The 24,456-nt window shown below is 49.2% G+C and carries 27 protein-coding genes; 20 read left to right on the top strand and 7 right to left on the bottom strand.

Annotated elements, in window-relative coordinates; all coding sequences use genetic code 11:
* Nucleotides 1-28 precede the first annotated feature (28 nt).
* The 3 genes from BMZ54_RS23430 to BMZ54_RS23440 form a co-directional block, all read right to left on the bottom strand.
* Nucleotides 29-1,144 carry a hypothetical protein gene (locus BMZ54_RS23430; RefSeq protein ID WP_143081115.1) on the bottom strand — a complete coding sequence of 372 codons (1,116 nt, stop codon included), beginning with the start codon at nt 1,142-1,144 and terminating at the stop codon, nt 29-31.
* 116 nt (nt 1,145-1,260) lie between these two features.
* Entirely contained in the window at nt 1,261-1,698 is a 438-nt protein-coding gene (locus BMZ54_RS23435) for a cysteine peptidase family C39 domain-containing protein (protein WP_162277653.1), read from the bottom strand.
* Nucleotides 1,679-4,837 (bottom strand): lantibiotic dehydratase, encoded by a 3,159-nt coding sequence (locus BMZ54_RS23440; protein WP_089918015.1) that lies wholly within the window; start codon nt 4,835-4,837, stop codon nt 1,679-1,681. Before BMZ54_RS23440 ends, BMZ54_RS23435 begins: the two co-directional genes overlap by 20 nt.
* A 201-nt stretch (nt 4,838-5,038) precedes the next feature.
* On the opposite strand from BMZ54_RS23440, the gene BMZ54_RS32805 reads away from it, so the two are divergent.
* The 8 genes from BMZ54_RS32805 (at nt 5,039) to BMZ54_RS23465 (ending at nt 8,679) form a co-directional block, all read left to right on the top strand.
* The gene (locus tag BMZ54_RS32805; RefSeq protein WP_143081116.1) at nt 5,039-5,218 is read left to right on the top strand and encodes a hypothetical protein; all 180 of its coding nucleotides are present in this window, start codon (nt 5,039-5,041) and stop codon (nt 5,216-5,218) included.
* 62 nt (nt 5,219-5,280) lie between these two features.
* The gene (locus BMZ54_RS33585; RefSeq protein ID WP_368670002.1) at nt 5,281-5,430 is read left to right on the top strand and encodes a hypothetical protein; all 150 of its coding nucleotides are present in this window, start codon (nt 5,281-5,283) and stop codon (nt 5,428-5,430) included.
* Between the two features lie 21 nt (nt 5,431-5,451).
* Nucleotides 5,452-5,628: a class I lanthipeptide gene (locus tag BMZ54_RS32995; RefSeq protein WP_156093026.1), complete on the top strand. Its 177-nt coding sequence runs from the start codon at nt 5,452-5,454 to the stop codon at nt 5,626-5,628.
* A gap of 49 nt (nt 5,629-5,677) precedes the next feature.
* The gene (locus BMZ54_RS33000) at nt 5,678-5,848 is read left to right on the top strand and encodes a class I lanthipeptide (protein ID WP_156093027.1); all 171 of its coding nucleotides are present in this window, start codon (nt 5,678-5,680) and stop codon (nt 5,846-5,848) included.
* An 80-nt stretch (nt 5,849-5,928) separates the two neighbouring features.
* Complete coding sequence (locus tag BMZ54_RS23450) at nt 5,929-6,111, top strand: class I lanthipeptide (RefSeq protein ID WP_089918019.1); 183 nt, start codon at nt 5,929-5,931, stop codon at nt 6,109-6,111.
* A 232-nt stretch (nt 6,112-6,343) separates the two neighbouring features.
* Entirely contained in the window at nt 6,344-6,541 is a 198-nt protein-coding gene (locus BMZ54_RS23455) for a class I lanthipeptide (protein ID WP_089918022.1), read from the top strand.
* Nucleotides 6,542-6,672: 131 nt separating this feature from the next.
* A complete protein-coding gene (locus BMZ54_RS23460; RefSeq protein ID WP_089918024.1) occupies nt 6,673-7,896 on the top strand; it encodes a lanthionine synthetase C family protein in 1,224 nt (407 codons plus the stop codon).
* Nucleotides 7,897-8,049: 153 nt separating this feature from the next.
* Nucleotides 8,050-8,679 carry a response regulator gene (locus tag BMZ54_RS23465; RefSeq protein ID WP_089918026.1) on the top strand — a complete coding sequence of 210 codons (630 nt, stop codon included), beginning with the start codon at nt 8,050-8,052 and terminating at the stop codon, nt 8,677-8,679.
* Here BMZ54_RS23465 and BMZ54_RS23470 read toward each other — a convergent pair.
* Genes BMZ54_RS23470 through BMZ54_RS23480 form a run of 3 tightly spaced genes read right to left on the bottom strand, consistent with a single transcriptional unit; the run spans nt 8,654 to nt 11,044 of the window.
* The gene (locus tag BMZ54_RS23470) at nt 8,654-9,130 is read right to left on the bottom strand and encodes a MauE/DoxX family redox-associated membrane protein (protein ID WP_089918028.1); all 477 of its coding nucleotides are present in this window, start codon (nt 9,128-9,130) and stop codon (nt 8,654-8,656) included. The two genes, BMZ54_RS23465 and BMZ54_RS23470, sit on opposite strands and share 26 nt — an antisense overlap.
* 51 nt (nt 9,131-9,181) lie before the next feature.
* Nucleotides 9,182-10,147, bottom strand: a complete 966-nt coding sequence (locus BMZ54_RS23475) for a fatty acid desaturase family protein (RefSeq protein WP_089918031.1) — start codon at nt 10,145-10,147, stop codon at nt 9,182-9,184.
* A gap of 24 nt (nt 10,148-10,171) precedes the next feature.
* Nucleotides 10,172-11,044, bottom strand: coding sequence for a lysophospholipid acyltransferase family protein (locus BMZ54_RS23480; protein ID WP_089918032.1), 873 nt, complete (start codon nt 11,042-11,044; stop codon nt 10,172-10,174).
* A gap of 162 nt (nt 11,045-11,206) precedes the next feature.
* On the opposite strand from BMZ54_RS23480, the gene BMZ54_RS23485 reads away from it, so the two are divergent.
* From BMZ54_RS23485 to BMZ54_RS23495, 3 genes are read left to right on the top strand one after another with little or no spacing between them, the layout of a single operon-like run.
* Entirely contained in the window at nt 11,207-12,628 is a 1,422-nt protein-coding gene (locus BMZ54_RS23485) for an FAD binding domain-containing protein (protein ID WP_238386665.1), read from the top strand.
* A 3-nt stretch (nt 12,629-12,631) separates the two neighbouring features.
* The gene (locus BMZ54_RS23490) at nt 12,632-14,941 is read left to right on the top strand and encodes a xanthine dehydrogenase molybdopterin binding subunit (protein ID WP_089918034.1); all 2,310 of its coding nucleotides are present in this window, start codon (nt 12,632-12,634) and stop codon (nt 14,939-14,941) included.
* Nucleotides 14,904-15,881 (top strand): XdhC family protein, encoded by a 978-nt coding sequence (locus BMZ54_RS23495; RefSeq protein WP_089918036.1) that lies wholly within the window; start codon nt 14,904-14,906, stop codon nt 15,879-15,881. The genes BMZ54_RS23490 and BMZ54_RS23495 overlap by 38 nt, the downstream gene beginning before the upstream one ends.
* A 3-nt stretch (nt 15,882-15,884) precedes the next feature.
* Here the strand turns inward: BMZ54_RS23495 and pucL are convergent, their stop codons facing one another.
* The gene (gene pucL, locus BMZ54_RS23500; RefSeq protein ID WP_089918039.1) at nt 15,885-16,730 is read right to left on the bottom strand and encodes a factor-independent urate hydroxylase; all 846 of its coding nucleotides are present in this window, start codon (nt 16,728-16,730) and stop codon (nt 15,885-15,887) included.
* A 77-nt stretch (nt 16,731-16,807) separates the two neighbouring features.
* Between pucL and allB the strand changes: the two genes are divergently transcribed.
* The 9 genes from allB (at nt 16,808) to BMZ54_RS23545 (ending at nt 24,427) form a co-directional block, all read left to right on the top strand.
* Nucleotides 16,808-18,139, top strand: coding sequence for an allantoinase AllB (gene allB, locus BMZ54_RS23505; protein WP_089918042.1), 1,332 nt, complete (start codon nt 16,808-16,810; stop codon nt 18,137-18,139).
* Between the two features lie 3 nt (nt 18,140-18,142).
* Nucleotides 18,143-19,408, top strand: a complete 1,266-nt coding sequence (locus BMZ54_RS23510; RefSeq protein ID WP_089918045.1) for a M20 family metallo-hydrolase — start codon at nt 18,143-18,145, stop codon at nt 19,406-19,408.
* Complete coding sequence (gene allE / locus BMZ54_RS23515; protein ID WP_089918048.1) at nt 19,390-20,136, top strand: (S)-ureidoglycine aminohydrolase; 747 nt, start codon at nt 19,390-19,392, stop codon at nt 20,134-20,136. The genes BMZ54_RS23510 and allE overlap by 19 nt, the downstream gene beginning before the upstream one ends.
* A complete protein-coding gene (uraD, locus tag BMZ54_RS23520; protein ID WP_089918050.1) occupies nt 20,133-20,639 on the top strand; it encodes a 2-oxo-4-hydroxy-4-carboxy-5-ureidoimidazoline decarboxylase in 507 nt (168 codons plus the stop codon). Before allE ends, uraD begins: the two co-directional genes overlap by 4 nt.
* Nucleotides 20,636-20,977, top strand: a complete 342-nt coding sequence (gene uraH / locus BMZ54_RS23525) for a hydroxyisourate hydrolase (protein ID WP_089918052.1) — start codon at nt 20,636-20,638, stop codon at nt 20,975-20,977. Before uraD ends, uraH begins: the two co-directional genes overlap by 4 nt.
* A gap of 161 nt (nt 20,978-21,138) precedes the next feature.
* A complete protein-coding gene (locus tag BMZ54_RS23530; RefSeq protein ID WP_089918054.1) occupies nt 21,139-22,569 on the top strand; it encodes a DUF6986 family protein in 1,431 nt (476 codons plus the stop codon).
* A gap of 41 nt (nt 22,570-22,610) precedes the next feature.
* Nucleotides 22,611-23,792 (top strand): acyltransferase family protein, encoded by a 1,182-nt coding sequence (locus BMZ54_RS23535; RefSeq protein ID WP_089918055.1) that lies wholly within the window; start codon nt 22,611-22,613, stop codon nt 23,790-23,792.
* 87 nt (nt 23,793-23,879) lie between these two features.
* A complete protein-coding gene (locus BMZ54_RS23540; protein ID WP_089918057.1) occupies nt 23,880-24,128 on the top strand; it encodes a hypothetical protein in 249 nt (82 codons plus the stop codon).
* Nucleotides 24,125-24,427 carry a type II toxin-antitoxin system RelE/ParE family toxin gene (locus BMZ54_RS23545; protein ID WP_089918058.1) on the top strand — a complete coding sequence of 101 codons (303 nt, stop codon included), beginning with the start codon at nt 24,125-24,127 and terminating at the stop codon, nt 24,425-24,427. Before BMZ54_RS23540 ends, BMZ54_RS23545 begins: the two co-directional genes overlap by 4 nt.
* Nucleotides 24,428-24,456 lie beyond the last annotated feature (29 nt).

Consider the following 24,456-nt stretch of genomic DNA (forward strand, 5'->3'; position numbering starts at 1 on the left):
CCGGGGCTTATATTTTAATGTAATATGCTTACTGCTGCGGTGCTGTCTGAAAAGAAACCTTCTCCACTACCACATCTAACTTCTTCAGCGCTGCCTGGTCTGATCTTACTTTTTTATCGCCGGTTACCTGGTCATATTGTTTGGGGTCGCCGGTATTATTAGCTTTCAGCTGCAGGGTTACTCCTTTTTTATCCATAGCGCCACCATCCCAGCTATCGATCATACCGCCGTTGGTCCAGTCAAAACCATTGATGCGGAATGCACGGCCGTTGATCTTCACCAGCTTTTCCAGCGGATCGCCGGGTTTAATACCAAAAGGCGATTTCCATTTGGAATGCTCATGGGTAAAGGTTACGATCTTGCTTTTATCTTCTTTAAATACTACTTCCATTTCATTATCCGTGTCGGGGAACACATAATAACCGGTGCCCAGGTCATTGCCTTCCAGGTCCTGCGCCGGGCGGGCCGCTACATTTTCCTTGCCAAATTTTTCCGCCAGCTGGTCGGGGCTGGTTAAGGGAAAAATGTTACGCACATCCCAGTCGTACGGATCTGCTGCCGGCGCGGCTGGAGCAGCGGGTGTGGCAGCAGGCGTTGTAGCGGTAGCAGGGGCGGTTTCCTGGGCGCTGGTACCCGGTGTTACCGGCTGCCCGGTGGGGGCAGTGGAAGTAGCTGGTTGTGGCTGGGCAGGCGCCGCTGGTGGTGTGCCGGGAGCTACCGTTGCAAATTCACCGGATTTGATCAGGGTTGCCTTTTCTTCTATAAGGGCTTTGGCTTCCCCTTTAAATTTATTTACAGTATAGGTAGCCAGGGGAAACACGTTGTTGCTTTGCAGGTTCATGGCGCGCAGGTTGGCAATCAGCTGCTGCCGGTTACAATCACTGAACTGGTATACGTATTTCAGGGCTGCATCCAGGGCCGCGGGGTCCTTTTTCAGCTCCGTCATAGTTTTATCTATTTCCAGGCCGCCGGCGCCGCTGCGCGACATCTGGTCGGCTACAAATACCAGGAGGGGATCATTCTTTTGCTGGAACTTCTCTGCTGCTTTGGTAGAAAAATCTTCGGCCACGGCTTCTGCCAGCTTCACCTGTGCGCTGACGATCAATGGAAAAATGAGCGCGGCCAATACTAAAATCCTTTTCATGTGTGAGTGGATTGAATAACTGATAATCTAACTAATGGTATAAACGTTTCCGTACTCACTAAATTATGCAATATTTCCGCGCGGGCCGTTTTATTCTTGGGGGGAGTGATCCGGGATTAAAAAGCGTGGCCAGGTTCCAGCATCAGCACCACGCCCTGGTCATGGTCCTCGATCCAGCCTTTCAGAAAGGTGGCTTTGTCCACTTCTACCAGCCCTTTTTCGGGGTCGGCCATTAGTATCTGGCTGCCTGGTTGCCCGCTGTTATAGTCCTGCGGGGGTATTACCACAAAATGGTTGCGGTTCCAGAGTATAATGCAGGGCAGAGGCGTTTCCTGGTCCAGCTGCTCAAAGGTAACAGAAGCTGCCAGGGTATTAAACCCCATTTGTTCGGCTGCCTGCCGCAGGTGCAGCAGGGAGGTGCCGTCATGGTCAATGGTAACAAACTGCCGCAGGCTTTCCGGCGTATAGGTTTTACCGTAGTGTTGGGCCACCATCCGTAAACAGGTAGGGCCGCAATCCATTTGTGCTAGCTGTCTATAAATTGGAAAGTCCATGTTTGCTGGGTAATGGCTGTTTCTTTTTTTGAATGGCCAGCTGTGATTCATAATAGCGGCTCATGAAATGGTAGATCACCAGCTCATGTTTTCGTTGGTTGGAAAGCAGCATACGGTTCAGGAACATATGTATATAGCTGGAAAGCTGTTCGTGTACCGGTAATGCGGCTTTTTGCAAAGCAGCAGTATTGCGCATGGAGCGTAGGGTGAAAATAGCGATCACTTCTTCAATGGCATTTTCCGCATCCTGCTGCGGCTGTAAAAAGCTGCTTAGCTGCCGCATATGCTCCCGGTGCTTATCATTCAGCTGGGTTTGCAGGGCTTTGTCGCCACCAAACTCCTGGAAAAAGCTTTGCTGCATACGTTTTAGCAGGGCTGCTTTGGCCGGCAGGTCATAACCCACATCCTGCAGCAGCATATCAATACCGCGGGCCGCCAGCAGCCAGCGGTAGCTTTCGCCTTCCTCACCTTCCAGCAGGTCTATACAATCAATAACGGCCTGGCTGTCGTAATAAAAAAGCGCTTCGCTAAGCTCCATCGTTGCAGCGCCGTAGCGTTCAATTTCCCGTTCATAGGTGTCGGTTTGCAGTTTATGAACAGCGCCGCTGTCCAGATCCGGTTGCAGCGCAGTATATAATTTTTCCAGCACGGTTTTCCAGAAATCCTTATCCGTGGCATGGTGAAAGCGGATGCGGATATGATGTTCCGGATCGCTGTACCGTAAAAAGAACCATTGATCAACAGTACCTGCTGCTACCAGTTCCTCCGTTAAGGGTTTGATCACGGTTTTTAAAATGCGTTCTGCGCTGCTGGTGCCACAATATATTTTTACGTACAGCCATTCACTGCCGGTAATAAAGCGGCGTGCCGGTAAGGCCGGCTGCCGGGCTTCTGTAGCCATGGAAGTATTTACTGGCGCGGCTTGGGTAGCTGCACGGTGCATGGGTATGATCACCTCATTGGTATAGGTACCCTGTGCGCTGGTTACCCAGCCCAGGTCTGCGGTGTTTAAAAATTCCTGCAGCTTCACCCGCTCTTTTTTAATGAGGGTAGTGGCCAGCAGCTGCAGGCAGGCGGCATTATCCATGTCAATGAACAATTCATTATCACCTTCCGCGATCACTAAAAAACGCGGCAGGTTCCACTGCTTGCGTATTTTACCAAACAGCGCTGCGTAATCCGGTTTTATATTTTTATCTGTTAGCTCCGGGTAATCTTTTTTATGCAATTGCCAGGTGCATTTGCTCAGGATGATCTTTCCATAACGTACCCGGGGTAAAAAGGGCTCCTGCCCCAGGTGATCCCAGCTCCAGTAAAGGCCGGAGTGCAGCTGCTGGAACTGCAGGTCGCACAGGAATTTATACGCGGGTAAACCGCCTGCGCGGTAGTTATGGGCCGTGCTCAAACGCGGTATCACCCGCTTGTTCAGCTTTTGGGAGCGCAGCACAATGGTATTATTCTGCACGCTTACCATCAGGTCCGCAAGCGGTAGCTGATGGTCTTCCGGCACGCTGCCATTACCCAGGTACACAATCTCATACTCACGCAGCTGGGGACGCAGCAGAATATTGCCTGCCCGCGCTTCCGGCAGATGGATCACTTCTGCATAAATATAATCCGGGTGCTGGCCGGCTTCTTCCTGTAAACAGTTCTTTACCTGTTCGGTAAGTAAGGTATCGCCGTGGCAGAAGCGGCCCAGCAAATTAGCGGCAGAAGGACCATTGCAGGTGCTTAGCTCAAACAGGTAATCACCGGCATCTATATCCGCAGCGCTTTTACCCAGCAGGCTGCCCATCAGGTACATACTATATGGGAGGTCCGGCGTATCGGTTTCTTTCAGCTCATCCAGGTCTTTATCGGTTAATACAATTTCCGTTTGGTGGTTGCGCAGGCATTCGTGCAGCTGCTTTAGCTGGAAGTCCTGCAGCTTACCCCAGGAAATGGAATTACTACCCGTGGTTTTCTGGTTAACAAAAATATCATCTACCAGCGGCGTATGATCGGCCTGCCCGCCGGTATGGCCGGCGTATCCAATGCCGGCTTCTGCATCCAGCGCAATGTTCAGCGGTATTTCCTGTTCCTCGTAACGTTCCCGGAAAGCCTGGGCAAATTGCTGCAGGTCAGCATTATTATTACGGCGGCTTAGTTTCCAGAGTGGGATAATTTCCTGCTGAATATTATTAATAACCGTATGGCTAAGCGTATTATGCTGTGTAGCCAGGAACAGGTCGGTTTGTACCAGGTCCTTACTATTGGTATCCGGCAGCAGCTGTTTTACCAGCGCATGTGTTTGCAGGTATTTATCAATGCTGGCGCCGGGAGCCTGTAATAGCTGGCGGATGTTTTGCAGCGCTGCGGTAATAGCTTCCGTATTTTGCAGCGTAGCCAGTTTGTGAATGAGGTGGTTAAAAAATTCTTCGCCGGTTACAGTGGGTTCCAGCTCACTGACCAGGATCTGGCTGTCTATCAGCTCCTGTATGAACTCACGTGCTTCGCCTGCAGTAATATCATCGCTCACAATACTTTCACATAATTGCGCAATGGTAGCGCCCTGCTTTGCTGTTTCTAAAATGGCATCCAGGTAATCTGTACTGTTCACGGAGGTAAGATCATAATGCCGGAACTTATTTTTTACCGTAAAAGAGGCATAGCGGTAAGCGTTGCCGATCTGGTATAATGAATTATTAGGTACATAGGTCAGCTGTTGTTGTATCTCCGGCAGCTGTGTGATCATGGCGGCCAGTTCTGCTACGTAGTTCATATCCAGCCGGCAGTGTTTTTTATGCAGCTCCATAGGCGCCAGCTCCACGCGGGTAGCAGCTGCTACCTGCCCGGTTGCACAACCGGCAAATAAACCATAGGGGGTGCAGCGCGTGCACATACGCAGGATATAACGGAACAGCGCCGCCACCAGCTTGTTCACTTCCTTTTCGCCTGTAATAAGGCCCTGTTGCCACTTTTGCAGCTCCTGGCATAATTCCGGAGAAGCAATGTAAATGGCTTCCAGTAAATAAGGTTGGGTAAAAATCTCTTTCACCTGGTCGTTTAATGCAGACAGGGGAATATCATTAAACTGATCCAGGAATTGCAGGGGTAACAAGGGGGTTCTGATCAGGTAAAAATCTTTAGCAGCTATCATGACGCATGATCGTTAAAAAATGAAAATTAGCGCATTTGCATAAAGCCGGATATCCCCTTAAACAGGGATATTTTTAACTTATCTACCTCGAAAAAGGTAGGATCATTTACAAAAATCCCCTTTTTACAGGGGGCAGCTGCCTTTTATTTTTCTTTACTTTTAGATACACTGTAATTCTACTGCCGCCTAAATCTTGCTACTATGAAACCGTCACCCTCAAAGAAACTGCTCCTGCAGAAAATTAAAATTTCATCTTTCAGCAAAACCGTTACCACGGGTCCTAAAGAAGCATACATCCGCACCGTGCAGGTTTGCACCACGCCGGGCGATACGGTTTGCTTCAGTGACTTTGTGGCCTGTAACACGGTTTTGTGCGCTTAACGATCTCCGGATTCATTTTTCATTTTTTATAACGTTAAACTGTAAGTCTCATGAAAAAAAGCATGGAGAAAAAATTGACATTGGGCAAAATTAAAATTGCCAAATTAAGCCAGTCAGAACAAGCTAACCGTAAAGGTGGCGCTGCCTTCCGTCCTACTTATACCGGTTGCAGCCTTTATAAATGCCCCCCACCCCCTGAAAGGGAAAATTAACCTTCAAAACAGGATGTTACCATGAAAAAACAACCTTTAAAAAAGCTGCACCTGGGCAAGATCAAAATTGCCAGCCTGAGCCGCTCCAGACAAGAAATGATCAAAGGTGGCGAAGCCATGTTGGTCACTTTTATGAACACTTGCAGTGTACTGTGCCCTACCCGGCTCTGTACTACGCCTCCGCCACCGGAGCAATAATGTTGTGGAACGTAAACAAGGAAGTGTTGAATCTAAAATCATTTTAACAATGAAACGTAAACCTTCAAAAAAACTGGGTCTTGCAAAGATCAAGATTGCCAGTCTTAGTAAAGCCAGGCAGGAAGCAGTTAAAGGTGGTGTGGCTACAACATCCTCCATTAAGATCAGCTGCATTAGCCAGGGTGCGCCCATTTGCAGTGATGATTCCTGTATTTTCTAACGTGTTGCCTGTATAAAAAAGGTCCGCCCGGTAAGTGGCGGGCCTTTTTAAATAATACCTGGCACACAAATCTGTATGCAATGAAACAGCAAACAACAAAAAAACTAAGCCTGGGAAAAATTAAGATCGCCACCTTAAGTAATGCCAAACAGGAAGTGCTGAAAGGCGGCGGACAAGGTAAAAGCGCACAATGCGTTTCCTTCGTTATCGCCTGCCTCAGCCAGGGTGCGCCGAACTGCAGTCAGGACATTTGCCGGTATTAGTCTATGGACTACAGTCCACTGTCTGCGGATGATGACCGTTTGATAATGCACTTTCACATCCTGAAAAACAGCCGTGGTCTGTGCGCCATCTAATATCTTAATAGTACAAACTTTTCACATTGAAAAAATGCTGTGGTCCATGGACTGCGGACCATTTCACGCAAACCTTCATATCGAAGAAACACCATGGGCTATGGACCATGGACTATAGACCATCTAAAACCTCATCAACATGAAAAAAATAGCAGAAAAAAAACTGAGCCTGGGCAAAATTAAAATTGCCAGCTTAAGCAAATCCAAACAGGAGCTGGTAAAAGGCGGCATGGCTCTTACCGCAGGCACCTGCAGCGTATTATGCAGCATGAGGATCTGCACAGATAACATTAGCCAGGGTGCAGAGATCTGCAGCGAAGATTCCTGCCGTTTCTAGGAACGGTTCATTAGCCGGTAGCCTGCTGCTGTTTTACGTTGAACGGGTAAGCAGGCTACTGCTATAAAGCTTATTTTTAAGTAAATTGGTAACGGTCCGCCATCACGACGGGCCGTTCACTATCTGAGACCATGAACAACCATATAAAGCAGGCCGGCAAGGTATTACAACAGATCAGTCCCATATTGGACAACTTTATTCAACAGGATGGAACACCTGGTTTATTAAACGGTTACACCGGCTGCGCATTATTCTACGCCTACTACTATCATCTTACCGGAAAAAAGAAATACCTGAAACAGGTGCATACGGTAATGCTGAAAAGCATCCAGGCCCTGTCTGAGCAGCAAATGATGCTTTCTCATTGCAGCGGCATTTCCGGTATTGCCTGGAGCATTCAGCACCTCATCAACGCCGGGTTTGCGGAAGGCGATGGGATACAGGATATTTTTGAAGAAGCAGACGAGATCCTGGGCAGCTTTATGGATGAAGACCTGCGCGATAACAACTACGATTTCCTGCACCAGGGCTTAGGTATTGCCATTTATTTCCTGGAACGCCTGCCGCACCCCACAGCAGTAAAATATTTAAGCGGCGTGGTACAGCAGCTGGAAAAAAGCGCGGTATCAGATGCGCATGGCATACGCTGGAAAGACCGCTTTTCCCTTACCAGCCGGGAAGAGCAGGTGCGCGGGCAAAGCTGCTTTAACCTGGGCCTGGCGCATGGCATGCCGGCTATTATCACTATCCTGGGCCTGATCCACGAAAAAGGTATTGAGGTAGAAAGTACCCGCCGCCTGATAGAAGGCAGCCTGCAATGGCTGCTGACCATTCAGAACCCGCCGGCAGAAGGTCTTACCTCCATTTACCCGCCACTGGTAGGCGAGGCCAATGAAGCTATTAACGGCGGGCAAAGCCGCCTGGGCTGGTGTTACGGTGATCTGAGCGTTGCAGCCACTTTATGGAACACCGGAAAACGTATAGGCCAGCCCGTTTACCAGCAGGCGGCATACACAATTTTTGAATATAGCATACACCAGCGCACCCTCAAAAATGGCAGTGTGCACGACGCCTGTTTGTGCCACGGCAGCGCAGGCATTGCCCACATTTACCGGCGCATGGCGCTGGATAACCAGGATGCGCTGTTACTGCAGGGCGCTGATAAATGGCTGCAGGCCACACTGGAAATGAACACCTGGCAGGATGGACTGGCCGGGTATAAATTCTTTGCGCATCCTGATTATCAGAACAGTTATAACCTGCTGGAAGGTATTACAGGCGTAGGGCTGGCGCTGATTGCAGCAGTAGATACCCAAACCGCGCCTGCCTGGGACCGCTGCCTGTTATTGTCATAACCCTCTGCTAATCTTTTCAAGTACCAAGAGAATTGCTGAAAATTAGCTCTGTTTTCACTATATTACTAGAGTTAATCTAAACCTGTATTCCCGTCTTAGCACCTGTTAACTGTGCCAAATTGTTAAGACCGTTAAAGTAAACTGGAAATAACCATGATCCGCTTGTATTTTGTAGATGACCAGCCATTGGTACTGGAAGGGTTGCGTTCCCTGTTACGTTCCGAATCAGATATTGAGCTGGTAGGCCAAACCCGCAACGGGCAGTCCTGCCTTTCATTCTTACTGGACCACAGCACAGATGTGATCCTGATGGACAGCATACTGCCGGATATTAGCGGCAGCGATCTGTGTGCCACCATTAAAGCCCGCTATCCCGGTATTATGGTGCTGGGCCTCAGCTCTTTTAAAGAACGCAAATATGTAAGCAGTATGATGGATAGTGGCGCCAGCGGCTACCTGTTGAAAAATGCGGATAAGGAGGAGCTGCTGCAGGCTATACACCTGGTGCATGCCGGTAAAACCTATTTATCGTCCGGGGCGGCGCAGGCCATACAGCCGGCAGAGCAGCCTGCCAACGGGCAGCGTAACCCGCATTTAACCAAAAGGGAAAAGGAAATATTGCTGCTGATAGCAGAAGGATATACCAATCCGGAAATTGCAGAGAAGCTGTTTATCAGCGCTACCACGGTAGACAGTCACCGCAAGAACTTACTGGCTAAGCTGAATGCCCGCAATTCCGCCATGCTGGTGAAATGCGCTATTGATAATCAACTGCTGGTGTAAGCGCGTGTGCATTATAAACCACCCGCAGCTGGGGCCTTTTATGAATGTTATTGAACAGGAACACCCCGCACAAAGCTAACAGCGTACAAACAAGATTAAATCCTATATGCAGGGGATAAGAGATCTTTCCCAGAATGCCATCGGCGGCGTAAGGGATGTGCGCGTAAAAAAAGTACAGCGTGCTTAAATATCCGCTGAAAATGAGCAGCTGGAAAAAAGCGGCATACAACCCCCATTTTTTGGTAGAGGTGATGTGCAGCAGCACTACCGTTAAAAATTCAAAGCCCAGTATAGCTTTTGCCAGCATAGGTTTGTTAATGTTCGTAAGCAGGGGCGACTGGCCCAGGTCCATAATAAATCTATCATAGGCCAGTGCCTTTACCGCAGCCGCATACGCAAACAAAATTGTTAGCAGGAAAACTATTATGGCTAACAGGTTACGTCTTTTCATGTGTCCTTTGGAGTATACCCTAAGCTAAGGAAAATTTTCCGGGCAAACAACTTATAGGCCTACCATCTCCCTGCGGTCGGCATCCCACACCTTCAGGCGCAGGCAGGCATAAATATCCCCGATCCTGAAAGAGGTGGTTTTAGGTGTTTGCAGGGCCGGGATGGCGGCCATCACCTCCGGCAGGCGGTAAAACGGGATCCGCGCGTTCAGGTGGTGAATATGATGATAACCGATATTGCCTGTAAACCAGGCCATTACAGGATTCATTACAATATAGCTGGAGGAAAGCAGCGCCGCATCATGGTAGCACCAGTCTTCATTGGTATTAAAAGACACCCCGGGAAAATTATGCTGCGCATAGAACAGGTAAGCGCCTATGCCGCAGGCAATAAAAAAGGGCACAAAAATGAACAGCAGGGCGGCCTGCCAGCCCAGGAATATAACGGTAACGGTAATAGCGGCTGCGTGCAGCACCATCGCCAGCAAAGAATCCAGGTGCTTGCGGGGGCTGGAAATAAATGATCTTAAGGACATGCCCAGCAGGAACATGGAAAAATAACCCAGCGCAATGGTAAGCGGGTGGCGGGTAGCCAGGTATGCCCGTTGCTGTTTGGGCGGCAACGATAAAAATTTCTTACGCGTGAAAATGGGATAAGAGCCAATATCCGCGCTGAATAATTTGGAATTATGTTTATGATGATAGTCGTGGGAGCGTTTCCAGATGCTGGTAGGCGCCAGCACATAAATGCCGAACACGGTCATAATAGCGTTGGCCAGAGGGGAATTGTGTAAAATGGTATGGTGCTGGTGATCATGATAGATCACGAACATCCGTACAATAAGCAGCCCCGCCAGCACGCTGCTGCATACCCTTAACAGCAGGTAAGGCAGCATAATGGTGCCGGTTAAGGACAGGATCAGCAAAAGCAGCGTGGATATGGTGTATAACCAGCTCTTGGCTCTAATTTCTGTGGCATATGGCTTGGTGGCCAATATAAGGTCTTTACCTTCTAGCATAGGATATGAGTACAATAATAATTTTCAGATGCGTTTATGTTTCCAACGGCGGTGCGACCATAACCACGTAGCCGGTTGATCCATAATGTCTTTTTCCAGCTTCCTCGTATGCAATTCTGTAATTGTTCCGTCAGCGGCGCCTGCAGGCTGTTCTACCAGTATCTCTGCCAGCACCGTATAGTATCCCCGTTTAATGCGCTGTACGGTCACATACACCACCGGGTTATTCATCTTCTGCGCTATCTTCTCCGTACCCTTGAACACCGGGGTATCCTGGTGCAAAAAGGTCATCCAGTGGGCGTTTTGCGGCTGCGGTGTCTGGTCTGCAATAAAAGCAGTAGCATTCACTTCCTGCCGGTACTTCACCATATCCCGGAAGGTATCCTGCATGGCAATTAGCCGGGTGCCAAAGCGGGTACGCATGTTGTATACCAGCCCGTTAAAATGCTTATTCGCCAGCGGGTGGTAGATCACGTACAATTGTTGCGGGCAAAGGATGCTGAAGGTATTGCCCGCCCATTCCCAGTTGCCTTTGTGCCCCATTACCAGGATGGCGCTTTTCTTTTCAGCCGCCAGTTGGGTAAAAAGGGCCACCGTGTCCGGGTGAAAGCTGCAATGCTTTACCATGGCACGTTTGCTGATAGTTAGCGTTTTAAAGGTTTCCAGGAACAGATCACAGAAGTAACGGTAAAATTCTTTGCTGACCTTTTTGATGTCGGCCTCCGTTTTATCAGGGAAGGCATTGCGTAAATTCTGAACAACCACTTTTTTCCGGTAGCCGGCTACGTAGTATAACAACAGGTACACCCCGTCTGATAATAAGTAGAGTATCGGAAATGGCAGCAGCGATACCAGGTAAATGAATGGCAGCGCCAGCCAATAGAGGAATAGGGACAATGTACTAAAGTTGTAAATTCCGGTAAATGCGTAAAAATAATATATTATTTGTTAACAATCATGTAATTGAAATAAGATTAACATATATTTTTATCAATGCCGGCCCCTGTTCTTTAATTGCGCGATTTGTGGTAAATTTAAATAGACCAGCAACCCAGTATTTTGACAACTTTCTTCCTCAATAACAACCTTTTACACACCGATATGCCCCCGGGGATGTTGCTGCTGGATTTTATCCGCTACCATCAACATTTGACCGGCACTAAAATTGGCTGTAACGAGGGTGATTGCGGCGCCTGTACGGTGCTGATAGGCAGCCTTGTCAATAACCGCCTGCAATACCGCTCTTTTACCTCCTGCCTTACACCCCTGGGTAATGTACATGGCAAACATGTAGTAACTATTGAAGGGATTAATATGCAGGAACTAAACCCAATTCAGCAGGCTATGTACGATGAATCAGCCACCCAGTGTGGGTTTTGCACGCCGGGTTTTGTAATGTCGCTGGCAGGTTTTTGTTTAAGTGAAGCTGCGCCCACCACGCAGCAGGCCATTACGGCTATTGATGGCAACATTTGCCGCTGCACAGGGTATAAATCCATAGAGCGGGCCGCAGCCAGGGTAGCGCAGCTGGTGCAGGACCGGGGTGAAGTGGCGCCCGCTGTATTTGCAGCGGAACAACAGATACTACCCGCTTATTTTTCCAATATTAAAGAACGCCTGCAAACCTTGCAGCAATCCCTGAACGGGGAAATGACGCCGGCTGAAGATGTGCGCGCACACTACGTAGGCGGCGGCACGGATGTATATGTGCAAAAGCCGGAGGAGATGAAACAGAAGGCCATTCGCTTTTTGTTTGATCAGCCGCCCCTGAACGGCATTACCCGGCAGGGCAGCCGCGTGATATTAGGGCCCGCCGTAACGGTTACGGACCTGCAGGAATCGCCTGTTATGCAGGATTGTTTTCCGCAGCTGGATGAGTGTATAAAGCTGGTATCCTCTACGCCTATACGTAACATGGCCACCATTGGCGGTAACTTTATTAATGCTTCCCCCATCGGGGATTTCACCATTTTCTTCCTTGCGCTGGATGCAACATTGGTATTGAGCGATGGGGAACATACCCGTGAGCTGCCGTTGCGCCAATTGTACAAAGGTTATAAACAGCTGAACAAAACACCGGAAGAATATATTACGCAGCTCTGGTTTGAGTGGCCGGAAACTGCGCAGCACCTGTTCCGCTTTGAAAAAGTAAGCAAACGTACCCACCTGGATATTGCCAGTGTAAACACCGCGCTGCACATTCGTATGGAGCAGGAGGTAATGGCGGAGGTGCACCTGGCTGTCGGTGGCGTAGGTCCGGTGCCGATGCGGCTGGAACGTACCGCTGCTTTTTTACAGGGACGATGGCTAAGCGTCGCGCTGCTGCAGGAGGCGCTGAACATTGCCCAAACAGAAATTACTCCGATCAGCGATGCACGGGGTACGGAAGCGTATAAACGATTGTTACTGAGCCAGCTGATCAAAGCGCATTTCATAAGCCTGTTCCCGCAACTATCCGTGGCAGACCTTTTAAATCTTTAGCAGATGAAGAATATAGATGCCGGCACACATGTAAAAGGAGGATCAGTTTACCTGGATGATATTCCACTGGTGAATGGTACATTGTTTGGCGCGGCATATGGCTCCCCCGTAGCGCATGGCAATATTGAGCAGCTGGATGTAACGGAAGCGGCACAAATGCCCGGGGTAGTAAGGATCTTTACCTATGCAGATATTACCGGCGAAAACCAGATAGGAGGTATTATTCCCGACGAGCCGCTGTTTGCCGAAGGGCAAACCCATTTTTGCGGTATGCCGCTGGCCTTTGTAGTAGCCACCAGTAATGAGGCGGCCCGTGCTGCGGTTAAAAAAATAAAAACTGCCATTACACCCCTGCCGGTGATCACCGACCCGCGGGAGGCGCAGGCCAGGGGCGAGCTCATAGTACCGCCCCGCACTTTTACATTGGGCGATGTGAGCGCTGCCTGGCAGCAGTGCACGCATGTAATAGAAGGCCGGGCCGATACCAACGGGCAGGAGCATTTGTATATAGAAACACAGGGCGCGTATGTAATTCCGCAGGAAAATGATGTGCTGAAAATATATTCCTCTACCCAGGGGCCTACTGCTGTGCAACGGGCCGTATCAAGATCTGTGGGCCTGCCCATGCATATGCTGGATGTGGAGATAACCCGCCTGGGTGGCGGGTTTGGTGGCAAAGAAGACCAGGCTAATACCTGGGCCGCATTATGTGCCCTGGCAGCCCATCACTTAAAAAAGCCGGTAAAATATTCACTGCACCGTATGGATGATATGGCCATGACGGGTAAGCGGCATCCCTACTCCTCCGATTTCAAAATAGGGCTGGACCATGAGCTGAAAATTGTAGCATACGAGGTTACTTTTTATCAGAATGCCGGCGCAGCGGCCGACCTGTCGCCTGCCGTAATGGAGCGCACTTTGTTCCATTGCACTAATTCCTATTTTATTCCCAATGTAAAGGCCACAGCTTATAGCTGCCGCACGCATTTACCGCCTAATACGGCTTTCAGGGGATTTGGCGGTCCACAGGGCATGTTTGTAATTGAAGCGGCTATCGCCAAAGCTGCTGCTGTGCTGGATGTGCCTGCCGCTAAGATCCAGCGACAGAACCTGCTGCATACCGGCGATGAATTTCCTTACGGGCAAAAGGCGCAAAGCGAGGCGCATGCCTGCTGGAACAAGGCGGAGGAATGGTATGATACAGCCGCCATCCGGCACAACATCTTTACATTTAATACCGCCAATAAGCTGTATAAAAAAGGCATGGCCATGATGCCGGTATGTTTTGGTATTTCCTTTACCAAAACACTCATGAACCAGGCCCGCGCATTGGTGCATGTGTATACGGATGGCAGTGTGAGCGTAAGCACCGGCGCCATAGAAATGGGGCAGGGGGTGAACACAAAAATAGTACAGGTAGCAGCAGCCGTATTCGGGCTGCCTGCGGATAAGGTACGTATACAGCCTACCAGCACTTTCCGCATTGCCAACACATCGCCCTCCGCAGCCAGCGCCACGGCCGACCTGAATGGCAAAGCCACCTGGATGGCCTGCACCGCTATTGCCGGCCGTTTAAAGGAGGTAGCAGCCGCTGAGTTGAATGTAAACGTTAATGCTATCACCTTCCAACAGGAACGGGTATACGTACACGGAGCACCAACAGACTGGGACTGGAAGAAGCTGCTGATGGCCGCTTACGCAAAACGGGTAAGCCTTTCTGAACATGCGCACTACGCCACGCCTGAAATACACTTTGATGGTGCTAAGGAAAAGGGCCATCCCTTTGCCTACCATGTGTATGGCACGGCCATACTGGAAGTAACGGTCGATTGCCTGCGTGGCACCTACACCATAGATACCGTAAAAGTGGTGCACGACTTTGGCGCCAGCATGAACCCCGCTATAGACCAGGGCCAGATAGAAGGCGGCATTGTACAGGGCATTGGCTGGATGACCATGGAGGAAGTGATCTATGATGCAGAAGGGCGCCTGCGCTCCAACGCACTTTCCACCTACAAAGTGCCGGATATTTATGCAGCGCCGAAAGAGATCCTGATAGAATTTCTGGATACCCAGCAGGACAACCTGGCCATTTTTCGCTCAAAGGCAGTAGGGGAGCCGCCTTTGATGTATGGCATTGGGGCATGGTTTGCATTACGCAATGCCATGCTGGCCTTTAACCCCGCCGCCGATATTCCCTTTACCACACCCATGACACCGGAAAAAGTATTACTGGCTTTGTATTCAAAACCAGCCAACGGAACTATTGTAGCGCATGAAAATACAGTTAGCCACCTGGCAGTTGATAAATAATTGTTTACAGCAGCAGGTACCTGTAATGCTGTTGTACGTGCTGCAAAGCCATGGCAGCAGCCCGGGCCGCCCTGGCTTTTTTATGGCAGTAGCGGCCAATGGCGCCATGGAAGGCTCTATTGGTGGGGGCATTATGGAGCACAAGTTTGTGGAAATGGCCAGGGAACGGTTACGGCAGCACGAAGATGAAACCACCATCCGCAAACAAGTGCACAATAAAAATGCGGTGAAAGATCAAAGCGGCATGATCTGCTCCGGTGAGCAAACTATTTTATTATACCGGGTAAAACAGGAGGAAGCACCTGCTATACAGCAGATCATTACCTGCCTGCAGCAGCATCGGCAGGTCGGGTTACAGCTATCGCCGGAAGGCCTGCATTTCCGGGAAAGCTTTATGCCGCAGGATGAGCCTTACTTTGAGATGACCGGTGAAAATAGCTGGGTGTACCAGGAGAATACCGGTTACCGCTCGCACCTGTTCATTATCGGTGGCGGCCATTGTGCGTTGGCCCTTTCCCGGCTTATGAGCACAATGAACTTTTACATTCATGTGTATGACGACCGGCCGGAGCTGCATACTATCCTGCAAAATGATTATGCCGATGAAAAAAATACGTTAACCGATTACAGCCAGCTGGCAGAGAAAATACCTGCCGGCCATCACCATTACGTAGTGGTCATGACCTTTGGTTACCGTACGGATGATATTGCCATCCGCGCCTTGCTCAATAAAAAATTCCGCTACTTTGGCATATTGGGCAGTAAAAGCAAAATAGAAAAAATGTTTGAAGTGTACATCGCTGAAGGCTTTAAGCCGGAACAGCTGTATAACCTGTATGCCCCGGTAGGCCTGCCTATTAACAGCCATACGCCGGAGGAGATTGCCGTGAGCATTGCCGCGGAAATCATTCAGGTTAAGAACAAGAACAAAGAAGATTAAAATTTACTCCCGCACCAGGGTACCGCTAATATAACCATACGGCGCATCGGTAGCTACAAATACCTCGTTCTGGTTTTTCATGCCAAAGGGTTCCAGGTTAAAGGGAATATGATGCTTGTTGGGCATTACCAGGCTAATTTCCTGCACGGCGTCATAGGCTTCCAGCACTGCTTTTCCCATATCATACAGGGTTTGTTGTACCGAAAGGCTTTTGTGGTGCGCAAAGGTGTGTAACAGCGTATGGCGGATGTTGCTGTACAATGCGCTGAAATCACCTGCCGGTTTGGTATAGCGCCAGGTAGCGGTGCATTGCGTGGCCAGTATGCGGTCGCTGGCTGGTTTAAGGGTGGTAAAGGCATCCTGGATATAATGCTCAAAAGCAGAATCGGTGGTTTTCAGGATCAGCAGGTCGGAGATGCCGGCAGTAACGCTAAGGGCATTGCCTTCCTGCAAAATAAGGGCCGTATGTTTTTCCGCTCCGCCGCCGGTATAGGCGTGCGGGTGTAACTCTCCGTTAAACTGCATGCGGGTCCAGCTATGTTCCTGTATTTCCACCTGCACCTTATGTACCCGCGGATTATTAGTGGTAAAGTGATTAGCCAGGTACAGCGCAAAATCTTCAATGCTGCCGGTAAAATGATCTTTGGCTAAAGCGTATACGGTATTCTTCTGTGTGTCGGTAGGCAGTATGCGGGTATTATCGCCCTGGGTATAAGCGGTTTCAAAATCACCTTCCAGCAGCGTATTCACAGATACCTGGCGAAATTCATGGTGGTCGGCATGCCGGATGATCTTTGACAATTCCACCGCATTTTTGCCATAGGCGTTCTCACCCAGTTTGATTTTCATAGAGCTTGTTTTACTTAACTTTAGCGTATCCTAATTTAAAAAATTAATTCTACTTTTAGTAAAACCGGCTCCCGTGTATGTTTGATCTGGCTATAAGCGGCAACAATATCCTTACGCGCGATGGGCTGCAACGCGCGGTGGTATTAGTGAGCCATGGCCGGATAGTGGATGTGGTGCCTGCCCTGCCGGATAATATTTCCCCTGATAGCATTACAGATATAGGCAACCGGCTGCTGATGCCCGGGGTTATTGACCCGCATGTACATATTAATGAACCTGGCCGTACGGAATGGGAAGGGTTTGAAACCGCTACCCACGCTGCCATTGCAGGCGGTATTACTACCCTGGTAGATATGCCGCTGAATGCATCGCCGGTTACTACCACGGTAAAAGCCTTTGAACAAAAATTGGTGGCTGCCGGAAAACAGCTGCATAACAATTGCGGCTTCTGGGGCGGGGTAGTGCCGGGTAATGAAAAGGAGATCCCCGGTTTAATTGACAAAGGTGTACTGGGTTTTAAAGCATTCCTCACGCATTCCGGGATTGACGATTTTCCCAACGTTACGGCCGCTGACCTGGAAAAGGTAATGCCCCTTATTGCTGAAAGTAATTTGCCTTTACTGGTGCATTGCGAATTAAGTGATGATGCAGCCTCCCCTGTAACGGATCCTCATTCATACCAACAATACCTGGCCTCCCGGCCCACGCATTGGGAAGATGCTGCCATTGCCTTAATGATACAGCTGTGTGAAAAGTACCGCTGCCGCGTGCATATTGTGCACCTGTCGGCCGCATCGTCCATAGCGCCGTTGCGGCAGGCCAAAGAAAAGGGATTGCCCATTACCGTTGAAACCGCGCAGCACTATTTATACTTTAATGCGGAAACTATCGCTGACGGGCAAACGCAGTTTAAATGCGCGCCGCCCGTTCGTGATAAAGCCAATAATGAACAGTTATGGGAAGCCTTGCAGCAGGGTATTATTGATTTTGTGGCTACAGATCATTCGCCTGCTATGCCTGCCCTTAAACAGCTGGAAAGTGGTAACTTCAGCAAAGCCTGGGGCGGCATAGCCTCTTTACAGCTGGCCTTACCCGTGCTGTGGACCGCTGCCCGCAAAAGAAATATCCCGGTAACAGCCATGGCCCAATGGTTAGGGGCTGCACCGGCCCGGCTGGCAGGTTTGCAAAAAGGCATGATCGCTAAAGGGTATAGTGCCGACTTTGTAATATGGGACCCCGAAGCCACGTTTAAGGTAACAGAAAGTATATTGCATCATAAACATAAGGTTACACCATATATCAATGAAACCCTGTATGGGGTAGTGGAGCAAACTTATTTGGGGGGCCGGCTGGTATGTGACAGGGGCCGTTTAACGGCGCCGCATACCGGCAACATCATATTAAGATAAGTCATGCAAACGTACAAACAGCGAGCGGAAGATATTATGGATTGCATACAGGCGCTGGCCCGGATCAGTGAAATGGATGGCTGTATTACGCGTACCTATGGTACCGCTGCCTGGCGGCAGGGCGCATTAACCATCATGAGCTGGATGCAGGTTGCCGGGCTAACAGTAGGTATGGATAACATTGGAAATGTCAGGGGACGCCTGTCCTGCGGGCTAACCGGCGCCAAAACCTTTGTGATCGCCTCGCATATGGATACGGTAATAAATGCCGGTAAATTTGATGGGCCGCTTGGCGTGGTTATGGGCCTGGATCTGCTGAAAACATTGGTCCGCAACCGTACTGCGCTTCCTTTTGATATTGAACTGGTAGCTTTTTGTGATGAGGAAGGCTGCCGTTTTCATACCACTTACCTGGGCAGCAAAGTGCTGGCCGGCACCTTTGAACCGGCTTTGCTGGCGCATACGGATGCCGCCGGTGTTACTATACAGGATGTGATACATGCCAATGGCAGCCACACTGCCGGTTTGCCGGATGACGCTATACCGGCGCAGGATTGGTTAGGTTATTTTGAAATACATATTGAGCAGGGCCCTGTGTTATATGAAAAAGATATACCGGTAGCAGTGGTACAGGCCATTGCCGGGCAAAAAAGAATAGCCGTTACCTTTAGGGGAATGGCCGGCCATGCAGGTACGGTACCGATGGATATGCGGCAGGATGCCCTGTGTTGTGCAGCAGAATTTGTGCAGGCAGTTGAAAGAACAGCCTTATTACATAAAGATAAGATAGTGGCTACCGTAGGTAAGCTGCAGGTGGAAAATGCCGCCAGCAACGTAATTCCAGGCCTTGTTACCTGTACGCTGGACCTCAGGAGCCCCGATGAAAGTATGTTAGCAGCTACATATGAAGCACTGCAGCAAACAGCAGCAGCTATCTGTAAGCAGCGTAACATACTCTTTGAATGGATGCTCGTGCAGGAAACCGCGCCGGTATTATGCGACACTGGTTTAAATGCATTGCTCACAGCTGCTATTGCGGATGCCGGCTATAAGCCGCTGGCATTAGTGAGCGGGGCCGGGCACGATGCCGTAGCCATTGCAGCAGTAGCGCCGGTAAGCATGTTATTTGTGCGTTGCTTTAAAGGCATAAGCCATCACCCGCTGGAAGATGTTGCACTAAAGGATCTTATTGCTGCCGTGGAGGTAGCAGACAATTTTATACAGCATGTTATTCATCAATATGATCAGGTATGGAAATATCAGCATTAACCCGTTCCGTGGTAAAAGGCAGCCATGCAGTTATTAGTCCGGACGGATATGTGAACAGTAACGTTCCCGGCTGGACAAACTGCACCGTGAATGTGATCATCAGTGAGGCTATGGGAGCGCAGCTCACCCAAACCCTCATTACTGCCAGGGAAGGCGGGCGCATTACCGGCGCCACGCACACCTCGCAGGTATTCTTTTACGTGATCAACGGCGGCTGCCACGCTACCGCGGACGGTAAAAAGAATTTGCTGAGCACAGGCCGTTTTCTGTATGTGCCCATTGGTAAAACCTATCAGCTGGAAAATATGGTGCCGGGTACACAAATACTCTGTTTTCATAAAGTGTACGAAAAGCTGGAAGGCTATGCGCCGCCACCGGTGATCTTTGGTGATGCTGCGCAGATCGAGGGCCCCACCTACCTGGGCGATCCTGCCCTGCGTTTGCAGGTGTTGCTGCCCGATCACCCGGCCTTTGATATGGCGGTGAATATATTTACCTACGATAGCGGCGGGCACCTGCCTTTTGTGGAAACGCATATTATGGAACACGGCCTGCTGTACCTGCAGGGGCAGGGCGTGTACATGCTGGACCAGGAATGGTACCCCATTAAAAAAGGCGACTCTATCTGGATGGCGCCGTACTGTCAGCAGTGGTTTACCGCCATGGGTAAGGAACCTGCCGTGTATATTTACTATAAGAATGTAAATCGTTTTCCCTTTACACCATGACCATTGAAGCACTTAATAAACTAGCGCCGGCCGCTCTGAAAGAAACCCTTTTTCAATGTTGCGGCTCCGCCACCTGGGTAGAGCGGATGAGCAGGCGTTTCCCATTCCAGGATGAGGCTGCATTGTACCAGGCCGCAGCAGAGGTTTGGGAAAGCTGTACTACAGGCGACTGGAAAGAAGCGTTCTCTCATCACCCGATGATAGGTGATCTGGAAGATCTGCAAAAGAAGTTTGCCGGTACTGCCCAATGGGCGGCCAACGAGCAGGCGGCTGTACAACATGCTGCCAACGTCACTTTGCTGCTCCTGGCAGAAGGCAACCGCGCCTATTTGCAAAAGTTTGGATATATATTCATAGTTTGCGCTACCGGGAAATCTGCCGCTGAAATGCTACAACTGTTAGAGGAACGGCTATCCAATACGCCGGAAACAGAAATAAAAATTGCCATGGCAGAACAGGGTAAGATCACCAGGATCCGTTTACAAAAATTATTAGCCGTATGACGCAAATAACTACCCATGTATTAGATACCAGCCAGGGAAAGCCGGTGGTGGATATGACTGTTTTTTTATACCAATACCAGAATAATAACGACTGGGAAGCCATTGGCGGCGGTGCTACGGATGATGATGGCCGCCTGCCGGACATGCTGGGCGAAGATGCCGTATTAACAGAAGGCATTTACAAGCTGAAATTTGCTACGGAGGAATATTATGAAAGTGTAGGCATCAATACGTTTTATCCTTATGTGGAAATTGTATTCTATCTCAATAAAGGCGAACATTATCATGTGCCGCTGCTGGTAAGCCCGTATGGGTATAGTACCTACCGGGGATCGTGATTTTTAATTACGAATTATTCAATTACGAATTACGAATTGAGTAGTTCGTATTGAAGGTGACTGGTAATTTGTAATACTCCATTCATATGAGCAGTTATTTAGGTAACAATCCAACCGCAGTACATAATTCGTAATTCGTGATTGATAATTCGTAATTCACCATGATGCTGTCCATTAACGAAAACGACCAGGCCCGGTTGCTCAACACACTGGGCGAAGCCAATAAAAGATTCCAGCAAACCTATCCCGGTGATAAAACGGACCGCCAGCCGGTACATACGGTGTACGGCGGCGCTAATCTGTTTAAGGCAGATACCTGTGTGAAAATGGGAGAGGTGGCTTTAAAGAACCTGCAAACCTATGCCCCCAACTTTGTCGTGCTGGCCAATGTGCTGGAGCTGGCCGGTCATCAGCATTTACCTCAATCGCTGGAAGATATTACTACGCTTACGCATAAACTGGATCATTTACCGGAGGCGGAACGCCGGCAGGAATCTGCCTGGCTGGCCTATACCGTGTATAACAAGATCATCCATAAACTGCGCACAGAACCGGTAGAGGATTTTCGTATAGACTTTGAAGATGGCTTTGGCAACCGGCCGGATGCGGAGGAAGATGCTACTGCCATTACAGCTGCGCAGGAGCTGGCCAAGGGAATGGCGCAAAAAACAGTATCGCCTTTTATCGGTATCCGCATTAAACCCTTCACAGAAGATCTTAAACACCGCGGCGTGCGCACGCTGGATCTGTTCCTCACTACTTTGCTGGAAGCTACCAAGGGGGGGCTGCCGGCCAACTTTGTGGTGATGCTGCCCAAGGTTACTATCCCGGAACAGGTAATTACACTGGTACGTTTATTTGAAATACTGGAAAAAGCGCATCACCTGCCGGCCGGTTCCCTGAAAATGGAAACCATGGTTGAGGCTACGCAGATCATTATGGATGAGGAAGGCCGTAATCCTTTAATGCGCATTATTAAAGCCAGCGAAGGCCGCTGTATTGCCGCACATTTTGGTACGTATGATTATACGGCATCCTGCGGTATTACAGCCAGGTACCAGACCATGGCGCACCCGGTATGTGATTTTGCACATCATATGACCAAGGTAGCGCTGGGAGGTACCGGCATTTTCCTGTCAGACGGGGCTACCAATGTAATGCCCATTGGACCGCACCGCGGTGAGGACCTTACTTTTGAACAACAGGCAGAGAACCGCGCTGCAGTGCACAACGCCTGGCGCACCGGTTTCCATCATACCATGCACTCCCTCATTAATGGTTTTTACCAGGGCTGGGATCTGAATCCTGCCCAGCTGCCCATGCGTTATGCCGCTACCTATAACTTCTTTTTAAGCAGCTATGAAGATGCGGTGTTCCGTTTAAAAACTTTTGTGGAACGGGCCGCCATCTCTACCCTTACCAAAGATATTTTTGATGATGCCGCTACCGGGCAGGGACTGCTTAACTTCTTCTTAAAAGCCATGAACTGCGGCGCCATCGGGGAGTCTGAAGCCCTGGCCACCGGCCTTACGCTGGATGAGATCAGGAGCCGCTCTTTTTACCGCATATTGGAAGGCAGACGGAAAAAATAATTATTATCTTTAAAGCCTTCACCTGCTATAGTATAACCATTATGCAATTTTCCAACGGAGTAACGGAACCGCCTGTAAAAAAGCTGGCCGGACTGGATCATTTACGGGCGCTTGCCATTGCGCTGGTATTCCTTTGTCATTACCGGATGTTTGGCCACCCTGACTGGGTGAATGAAGCGGGCAGCTTCGGCTGGACGGGCGTGGACCTGTTCTTTGTGCTGAGTGGTTACCTGATCTCCGCGCAGCTTTTCAAAAGTTTGCAGCAGGGCAAAGGTATTTCGCTGAAGGAGTTTTACATCAAACGGTTTTTCCGCATTCTGCCGGCTTACCTGGCAGTGCTTACCTTATATTTTGCCGTACCTGCTTTTAAGGAGTTTGAAGGCTTACCACCGCTCTGGAAATTCCTCACCTTTACGCAGAACTTTGGCCTGTACCTGGGTACGTCAAGGGCTTTCAGCCATGCATGGTCGTTGTGTATTGAGGAACAGTTTTATTTGTTCCTGCCATTGATCCTGTTGTTCGTTTCCCGGTTCAATGTACCGCGGGTAATTGCCTTCGGATTACTAACATTTTTTGTTGCCGGTTTTTTCATCCGTGCCTGGGGCTGGGCGCATTTGGTAGCGCCTTTAGACGGGCAGGATGGTTTTGGCCTGGCCTGGTTTAAATGGATCTATTATCCTACCTATAACCGCCTCGATGGATTATTGACCGGCATTGCCATAGCTGCCATATTTCAGTACCGCCCGGCGCTGAAAGAAAAGCTTACCCGGCACGGGAATGCCATGCTGTTACTGGGCCTGGCGTTGATCACCGGCGCTTATTTTTTATGTAATAAAGAGATGTTCACCTGGAATACCACCGTGATCGGCTTTCCACTGATCTCCATTGCGTTTGGGGTAATGGTGATAGCGGCGTTAAGCCCGTCCTGCATTTTATATAAGCTGCCGGCGCGGGGCACCGGTTTAATTGCTACTTTATCGTACTCCATTTACTTAAGCCATAAAGGAGTGGTACACCTCACTCAATTGTGGTTAGGCAAATTTTTAGCTCCCAATGGGATGGGCATGTTTGTGATCTGTACCGGGATGGTAGTGCTGGCAGCCCTGGTGTTGAGATGGGTGGTTGAAAAACCGTTTTTAAGATTGAGAGATAGGGTGTTGAGGAGGCGGGATGAGGCCGCATTGAAGCCTGTAAAGGAAGAAAGGCACCCTGCAGTATATTAATGGGCTGTTTATTAAGTAGTTAGTGTCTGCAGACGCTAAGCAGTTTAGTATTGAATATTACTTTAAATTTGTACAAACGAAAATGATATGGGGGAGCCTTCATTAAATAAACAAATAAACAGCTATCTGGAACAACTGAATGCACGGCAGAAAAAGGCTATTCTTACCATTGCTAAAACTTTTGCAGAAGAGCAGGAGGTGATAGCGTATAGCGATGAATTTAAAAAAGAGCTGGATCGCCGGTATGAAAATTATAAAGGAGGTGAAGTCCTGATAAGTGAAGCCACAGCAGATAAACGGATACAGAAAGTATTAAAAGCTGGTAAGCGTAAATGAGCTACACCATTGCTTACCAGAAAGTTGCTATAGAGGAATATGAACTTGCTATTGACTGGTATGCAGAAAGGAGTGAACAAGCTGCAGAAAACCTCGTTATTGCAATAAAAGAAAAACTGGATCTACTCCGCACGGAGCCAGACCGTTACCGTAAAACTTACCGTCAGTTCCGGGAAGTAGCATTAAAGAAATATCCCTATAGTATCGTATATTTTATTAATGAAGCAGATAAGATGGTAATCATTACTTCCATTTACCATCATAAACGCAGCCCACTTAATAAATACAAAAAGAAATAACTTTTCCCTGCTCCACTTTAACATACTCT

The sequence above is a fragment of the Chitinophaga rupis genome (genome assembly GCF_900109685.1).
Lineage (GTDB): Bacteria > Bacteroidota > Bacteroidia > Chitinophagales > Chitinophagaceae > Chitinophaga > Chitinophaga rupis.

Coding starts and splice junctions, on each gene's coding strand:
- BMZ54_RS23430 (WP_143081115.1), bottom strand. CDS start 1,144: ATGAAAAGGATTTTAGTATTGGCCGCGCTCATTTTTCCATTGATCGTC.
- BMZ54_RS23435 (WP_162277653.1), bottom strand. CDS start 1,698: ATGGACTTTCCAATTTATAGACAGCTAGCACAAATGGATTGCGGCCCT.
- BMZ54_RS23440 (WP_089918015.1), bottom strand. CDS start 4,837: ATGATAGCTGCTAAAGATTTTTACCTGATCAGAACCCCCTTGTTACCC.
- BMZ54_RS32805 (WP_143081116.1), top strand. CDS start 5,039: ATGAAACCGTCACCCTCAAAGAAACTGCTCCTGCAGAAAATTAAAATT.
- BMZ54_RS33585 (WP_368670002.1), top strand. CDS start 5,281: ATGGAGAAAAAATTGACATTGGGCAAAATTAAAATTGCCAAATTAAGC.
- BMZ54_RS32995 (WP_156093026.1), top strand. CDS start 5,452: ATGAAAAAACAACCTTTAAAAAAGCTGCACCTGGGCAAGATCAAAATT.
- BMZ54_RS33000 (WP_156093027.1), top strand. CDS start 5,678: ATGAAACGTAAACCTTCAAAAAAACTGGGTCTTGCAAAGATCAAGATT.
- BMZ54_RS23450 (WP_089918019.1), top strand. CDS start 5,929: ATGAAACAGCAAACAACAAAAAAACTAAGCCTGGGAAAAATTAAGATC.
- BMZ54_RS23455 (WP_089918022.1), top strand. CDS start 6,344: ATGAAAAAAATAGCAGAAAAAAAACTGAGCCTGGGCAAAATTAAAATT.
- BMZ54_RS23460 (WP_089918024.1), top strand. CDS start 6,673: ATGAACAACCATATAAAGCAGGCCGGCAAGGTATTACAACAGATCAGT.
- BMZ54_RS23465 (WP_089918026.1), top strand. CDS start 8,050: ATGATCCGCTTGTATTTTGTAGATGACCAGCCATTGGTACTGGAAGGG.
- BMZ54_RS23470 (WP_089918028.1), bottom strand. CDS start 9,130: ATGAAAAGACGTAACCTGTTAGCCATAATAGTTTTCCTGCTAACAATT.
- BMZ54_RS23475 (WP_089918031.1), bottom strand. CDS start 10,147: ATGCTAGAAGGTAAAGACCTTATATTGGCCACCAAGCCATATGCCACA.
- BMZ54_RS23490 (WP_089918034.1), top strand. CDS start 12,632: ATGAAGAATATAGATGCCGGCACACATGTAAAAGGAGGATCAGTTTAC.
- BMZ54_RS23495 (WP_089918036.1), top strand. CDS start 14,904: ATGAAAATACAGTTAGCCACCTGGCAGTTGATAAATAATTGTTTACAG.
- pucL (WP_089918039.1), bottom strand. CDS start 16,730: ATGAAAATCAAACTGGGTGAGAACGCCTATGGCAAAAATGCGGTGGAA.
- allB (WP_089918042.1), top strand. CDS start 16,808: ATGTTTGATCTGGCTATAAGCGGCAACAATATCCTTACGCGCGATGGG.
- BMZ54_RS23510 (WP_089918045.1), top strand. CDS start 18,143: ATGCAAACGTACAAACAGCGAGCGGAAGATATTATGGATTGCATACAG.
- allE (WP_089918048.1), top strand. CDS start 19,390: ATGGAAATATCAGCATTAACCCGTTCCGTGGTAAAAGGCAGCCATGCA.
- uraD (WP_089918050.1), top strand. CDS start 20,133: ATGACCATTGAAGCACTTAATAAACTAGCGCCGGCCGCTCTGAAAGAA.
- uraH (WP_089918052.1), top strand. CDS start 20,636: ATGACGCAAATAACTACCCATGTATTAGATACCAGCCAGGGAAAGCCG.
- BMZ54_RS23530 (WP_089918054.1), top strand. CDS start 21,139: ATGATGCTGTCCATTAACGAAAACGACCAGGCCCGGTTGCTCAACACA.
- BMZ54_RS23535 (WP_089918055.1), top strand. CDS start 22,611: ATGCAATTTTCCAACGGAGTAACGGAACCGCCTGTAAAAAAGCTGGCC.
- BMZ54_RS23540 (WP_089918057.1), top strand. CDS start 23,880: ATGGGGGAGCCTTCATTAAATAAACAAATAAACAGCTATCTGGAACAA.
- BMZ54_RS23545 (WP_089918058.1), top strand. CDS start 24,125: ATGAGCTACACCATTGCTTACCAGAAAGTTGCTATAGAGGAATATGAA.